This window comes from Sphingomonas bacterium (assembly GCF_903644135.1).
In the GTDB taxonomy this organism is placed as follows: Bacteria; Pseudomonadota; Alphaproteobacteria; order Sphingomonadales; family Sphingomonadaceae; genus Sphingomonas.
The window spans coordinates 1-5,023 of sequence record NZ_CAHJXA010000209.1 but is presented as its reverse complement, the minus strand read 5'-3'; the positions used below and the strand labels follow the sequence as shown (position 1 = coordinate 5,023).

The window sequence follows — 5,023 nt, the reverse complement described above, 5'->3', positions numbered from 1 at the left end:
TCTGCCTTCAGCGCCCGCCATGGCTTGTGGGCGACGCCGCCCAGCGCAAGCCGCACGTCCTTGACCCGGCCGTCCTCGACGTCCAGCGCCGCTGCGACCGAGACCAGCGCAAAGGCATAGCTCGCCCGGTCGCGGACCTTGCGATAGGTCGACGTCACCGCGAACGGCAGCGGCGGCAGCTCGACCGCGGTGATCAGCTCGCCCGGCTCCAGCACCGTCTCGATCTCGGGATGCCCGCCCGGCAGGCGGTGCAGCTCGGTGAACGGCAGCGTCCGCGCGCCGCCGCTGCCCTGCAGGTGCACGGTCGCATCCAGCGCGGCGAGCGCGACGCACATGTCGGACGGGTGGGTCGCGACGCAGGCGGCAGACGCGCCCAGGATCGCGTGGATGCGATGAAAACCGTCGATCGCATCGCAGCCGGAGTCCGGTGCGCGCTTGTTGCAGCGCGACCCCTCCGTGTCGTAGAAATAGGTGCACCGCGTCCGCTGGAGCAGGTTGCCGCCTACCGTTGCCATGTTCCTGATCTGCGCCGATGCGCCCGCCAGGATCGCGCGCGCCAGCACCGGATAGCGGGTCCGGACCGCACGATGCTCGGCCAGCGCGGTGTTGCGCGCCGCCGCGCCGATCATCAGGCCGCCCGCCTCCGTCTCCTCGATCGTGTCGGACAAGCCGGTGACATCGACCAGCGCGGCGGGCCGCTCGATCGTCTCGCGCATCAGGTCGACGAGATTGGTGCCGCCGCCCAGATAGGCCGAGGCGTGCTTCGCGCCCAGCCGCAGTGCATCGGCCGAGTCGGCGGCGCGGGCGTAGCCGAACGGGGTCATGCCGCCATCTCCGCGGCGACGGTTTCGGCGATCGCCGCGATGATGCCGTTATGCGCGCCGCAGCGGCACAGGTTGCCGCTCATCCGCTCCTGCAGCTCCTCGCGGGTCAGCGTCACCTGGTCGGCACCGAGGTCGGCGCTGACATGGCTCGGCACGCCGCGTTTCGCCTCGGCGACCATGCCGATCGCCGAACAGATCTGCCCAGGCGTACAATAGCCGCATTGAAAGCCGTCATGCTCGATGAACGCCTGTTGCAGCGGGTGCAGGCCGTCGTCGCCGGCCAGTCCGTCGATGGTCGTCACCGATCGGCCGTCATATTGGACCGCCAAGGCGAAGCAGGACAGGATGCGCTCGCCGTCGACCAGCACGGTACAGGCCCCGCACGCGCCCTGGTTGCAGCCCTTCTTGGTGCCGGTCAGGTGCAGCTCCTCGCGCAACAGGTCGAGCAACGAGACGCGGGCGTCGCCGGGCACGGCCACGGCAGCTCCATTAATCGTGATCGGCATCGCCGCTTCCTCCACTGTTCCCCCGCGGGCACGGGTCGTTCTTCGCTTGTGAGCGGGTTCGTGATGAGCAGCAAACGATCACCGTCGGCAAACGGTCCCTCGCCACGGCGACGAGGCAGCGGGTTCGAAGCCGCGGGCCGACGTTGACAGCGCCGCCAGCCGCCGCGTAGAGCGCGCGGCCTTGCTGCCCCGTCGTCTAACGGCAAGACTACGGACTCTGACTCCGTCAATCGTGGTTCGAATCCACGCGGGGCATCCAGATCGTATCAGCTTGCATGATAAGCCGCTCAATCTTGCAGATGAGCGGCGATCGCGGGCCATGCTCGGGTGACATCCGACCGCACAACTCGCCGACTTGCAACCATCGCAGCCGGAGGAGCCGGCCGGTCGCGCCAGCCTTCAGTCGCATGGTTTCAGACCGCGCGCACCAACCTGCCGACTAGGCGCATTTCATGGCCGGTAACTCCGCCACGCGTCGCCGATGCCGGGCCGCCCGGCCAACCGGGAGTGTATCTCGGGTAGCCAGCGACCGACCGTCGATCGAGACGGCATCGCCAGTTCCGCCAAGCCAAGCCGACTGCGACCGCGGTTGGTCCGAGGGATCGCCGCGGCGGTCCGGTGGGCAAGCACCGAAGGCGGAACGCGCGGATAAGTCACGGCCGCCGCAACGTATGCCGCTTCGCGATGAGCCGCTGGTGCGCGGCCATCCCCGACCGCGTCGCATCGGCGGGCGGGAACGGCTTAAAGGCCGAGCCGCGGAACAGTCCGTCGTCGGGGCCGAAGAGCAGGTTCATGTCGTCCGCATAGCTCTGCGCGACGAAGGCGGCGACGAGGTGGTTGTCGTCAGGAGCGAGTTCGACCGGATCCTCAAGATACCAGCGATCGTCGGTGGCGGAACCTACGGGGAGCCAGTCCAGGATCGCCAGCAACTGGCGCAGACGCGGGCTCGGCCGCTCGACCTCGACGCGCGACAGGCCGCCGCCGACCGCCGCCATGGCCCCGGCGTTCCCGCGCGTGCGGTTCCTCATCAGCTCGGCTACGAACCCGACCGACTCCCTGATGTCGATCGGCGGAAAGGCAAATGGGTTGATCGCGCGCACGCGCTTCAGCTTCTCGAAGTCGATGTAGGTCACGGCGGTCTCCCGGGTTCGGGGCAGAATGGTTGTGGATGAAGGAGAAGACGCGCGCCGCGCGGCGTCGACCTGGAGCACACCGCTGTCACGCGGACGAGGCGCGCGACGGCAGCCGGCGCGTTACCTCCACGCGATCAGCTGGGACCCCACTCGCACACCGAAGCCAGACGATCGGCTACATAGGCATCCAAGGCATTTGGTAAGGCATTGATCCCATCGCGACGATCAGCGTCGGACCCGTCAAAGGTGGGAAGGCGTCCTCCATCTCCACGATCCGCCAGCCCCGCCCTCGCCACAGCTCGTGATCGACGACCTCCTCGATCATCTGTCCAAACCTGATCTCGGAAAGCCTTTCGGGACCGTCGTCATCAAGCTCGACACGCAGTTCGCCGAACCGCGTCGCAATCACCCTATCGTCTGCCATCCTTGCATAGAGGTCGAGCGAATGCTCTCTGACCTGCATTACGAGGTAACTCCCGTCCCGATGCTCGAACCTCAGGTCATCGGCATACCGCGACATCAACTCCGTGGGGGTCATGCCGCCAAGGTAGAAGCTTTGCAGATGGTCATGGACCTCCTCCCTCGACATCCTGTTACGCGGCCATCGCGAATGCGGCCGGATCAACTCGCGCCATCATCCCGCCCGCCGCCGCACGCTCCGTCATGTGGACCACCCCCGCGTCGAGCACCGGTCCTTCATCAGCTACCGGGAAGCCGAGATCGTCGAGTGGTCGAAGCTGCAGGAACTGCTTCGAAGCGGAGAGCTCTTCGGCGACGTCGATTGCGATCAGGAGCTCTTCGAGCGCATCTGCCAAGGCGTGCAGCGCTCGAAATGCATCAGGCCGGCCCACCGCGCCTACTTCGAGGCTGCCCAGCCGCCCCTTCCGCAGGCCGCCTGACCGGGCACCACCTGGAGCCGCCCGCGAACGGTGAGCGGAAGGTTCTGCAACAAGCGCACTAATGAGCGGATGGACTGAAACGGGCCAACCCGCTCATTCTGAAAAACTTCTTTGTTTTCAGTGGCCGTTTTGAGTGGTCTATGCTGAAAGCTGATAATCGCGACGATCGATCGTCGCCGCGAGATCGGGTTTGCAGTGACGGCGCGGTTCTGACACCAGCGGCGGATGACGGCGAGGATCGATCCGGCCGCTCGCCCGGCGCAGGCGGCGACATGATGGCGGCCCGGCCGCGCCGCAGCGCGCTGTACCTGCCCGCCTCCAACGCCCGGGCGATCGTCAAGGCGCGGAACCTCGCCTGCGACGTCGTGATCCTCGACCTGGAGGATGCGGTCGCGCCCGACAGCAAGGGCCAGGCTCGCGAGGCAGCGGTGGCGGCGGTTCGCGAGGGCGGGTTCGGGCCGCGCGAGTTGGTGGTGCGGGTCAATGCGCTGGCGACCGATTGGGGCGCGGACGATTGTGCCGCGTTGCGTGCGGTTGCTCCCGATGCCGTGCTGATCCCCAAGGTCGACGACGGAGCCGGGGTCGCCGCCTATGCAGAGCGGCTCGGCGCTACGCCGCTATGGGCGATGGTCGAGACCGCGCGCACGATGCTGCGGCTGGAGAGCCTGGCGTCCGCGCCAGGGCTGGCTGCGCTGGTGCTGGGGACCAATGACCTCGCCAAGGAGCTGGGGGTGAAGCCGGGTGCCGACCGGCTGCCCTTCCACGGCCTGCTCGCGCAGGCGGTGGCGGCGGCGCGCGCCTACGGGCTGGCGGCGCTCGACGGCGTGTTCAACGCGATCGACGACCGTGCAGGGCTGGCCGCCGAGTGCGCGCAGGCGGTGCGGTTCGGGTTCGATGGCAAGACGCTGATCCACCCCGACCAGATCGAGCCGTGCAACGCCGCGTTCGCGCCGACGCCCGACGAGATCGCCTGGGCCGAGGCGATCGAGCGCGGCTTCGCGGCACCGGCGGCAACGGGCAAGGGCGCGATCCGTGTCGACGGGCAGATGGTCGAGCGGCTGCACCTCGACCAGGCGCGCCGCACCTTGGCGATCGGCCGGGCAGGAGAAGGCGCATGAGACCGACGGGCCGCTATTACGAGGAGCTGGAGGTCGGCGCGGTGATCGCCCATGCTGTGACGCGGACGGTGACCGAAACCGACAATCTGCTGATCACCACGCTGACGATGAACACCCAGCTGCTTCATCTCGACGAGGAGTTCGCCAGGGAACATTCTGTGTCCGGCACGCGGCTGGTCAATTCGATCTTCACGCTGGGGCTGGTCGTCGGCATCAGCGTGTCCGACCTGACCAATGGCACCACGCTGGGCAATCTGGGCTTCAAGGAGGTCACTTTTCCCGCACCCGTGTCGATCGGCGATACGCTGCGGGCCGAGACCCAGGTGCTGGCGAAGCGCGAGTCGGTGTCGCGCCCCACCGCCGGGCTCGCCGAGTTCGAGCATCGCGGCTTCAACCAGCGCGGCGTGCTGGTGGCGAAGGTCCATCGTCTGGCGCTGATGATGAAGCGGCCGGTGTCGGCCTGAGCATCCGCGCGCGCCGTGTCCGCCTGGTGCGCCATGTCCCGCGGTGCGCCGGTTACGCGGCCCTCGCTGTCTCCTGTTC

7 protein-coding genes and 1 tRNA gene are annotated in these 5,023 nt (G+C 67.9%); 3 read left to right on the top strand and 5 right to left on the bottom strand.

What is annotated here, in order from left to right:
• Both HUU96_RS11095 and HUU96_RS11090 read right to left on the bottom strand, forming a co-directional pair.
• On the bottom strand, nucleotides 1-824 hold an 824-nt coding region (locus tag HUU96_RS11095), incomplete at its 3' end, for an FAD binding domain-containing protein (protein WP_174292860.1).
• Complete coding sequence (locus HUU96_RS11090; protein WP_174292859.1) at nucleotides 821-1,330, bottom strand: 2Fe-2S iron-sulfur cluster-binding protein; 510 nt, start codon at nucleotides 1,328-1,330, stop codon at nucleotides 821-823. The genes HUU96_RS11095 and HUU96_RS11090, both read right to left, overlap by 4 nt.
• A 185-nt stretch (nucleotides 1,331-1,515) precedes the next feature.
• Between HUU96_RS11090 and HUU96_RS11085 the strand changes: the two genes are divergently transcribed.
• Nucleotides 1,516-1,589 (top strand) — tRNA-Gln (locus HUU96_RS11085).
• Between the two features lie 394 nt (nucleotides 1,590-1,983).
• Here HUU96_RS11085 and HUU96_RS11080 read toward each other — a convergent pair.
• The 3 genes from HUU96_RS11080 to HUU96_RS11070 all read right to left on the bottom strand — a co-directional run bounded on the left by HUU96_RS11080 (nucleotide 1,984) and on the right by HUU96_RS11070 (nucleotide 3,278).
• Entirely contained in the window at nucleotides 1,984-2,541 is a 558-nt protein-coding gene (locus HUU96_RS11080; protein WP_174292858.1) for a hypothetical protein, read from the bottom strand.
• A gap of 97 nt (nucleotides 2,542-2,638) precedes the next feature.
• Nucleotides 2,639-3,001 (bottom strand): hypothetical protein, encoded by a 363-nt coding sequence (locus tag HUU96_RS11075; RefSeq protein ID WP_174292857.1) that lies wholly within the window; start codon nucleotides 2,999-3,001, stop codon nucleotides 2,639-2,641.
• 55 nt (nucleotides 3,002-3,056) lie between these two features.
• Entirely contained in the window at nucleotides 3,057-3,278 is a 222-nt protein-coding gene (locus HUU96_RS11070; protein WP_174292856.1) for a hypothetical protein, read from the bottom strand.
• Nucleotides 3,279-3,637: 359 nt separating this feature from the next.
• Between HUU96_RS11070 and HUU96_RS11065 the strand changes: the two genes are divergently transcribed.
• Nucleotides 3,638-4,480 (top strand): HpcH/HpaI aldolase/citrate lyase family protein, encoded by an 843-nt coding sequence (locus tag HUU96_RS11065; RefSeq protein WP_174292855.1) that lies wholly within the window; start codon nucleotides 3,638-3,640, stop codon nucleotides 4,478-4,480.
• Nucleotides 4,477-4,944, top strand: a complete 468-nt coding sequence (locus HUU96_RS11060; RefSeq protein ID WP_174292854.1) for a MaoC family dehydratase — start codon at nucleotides 4,477-4,479, stop codon at nucleotides 4,942-4,944. Before HUU96_RS11065 ends, HUU96_RS11060 begins: the two co-directional genes overlap by 4 nt.
• Nucleotides 4,945-5,023: the final 79 nt, after the last annotated feature.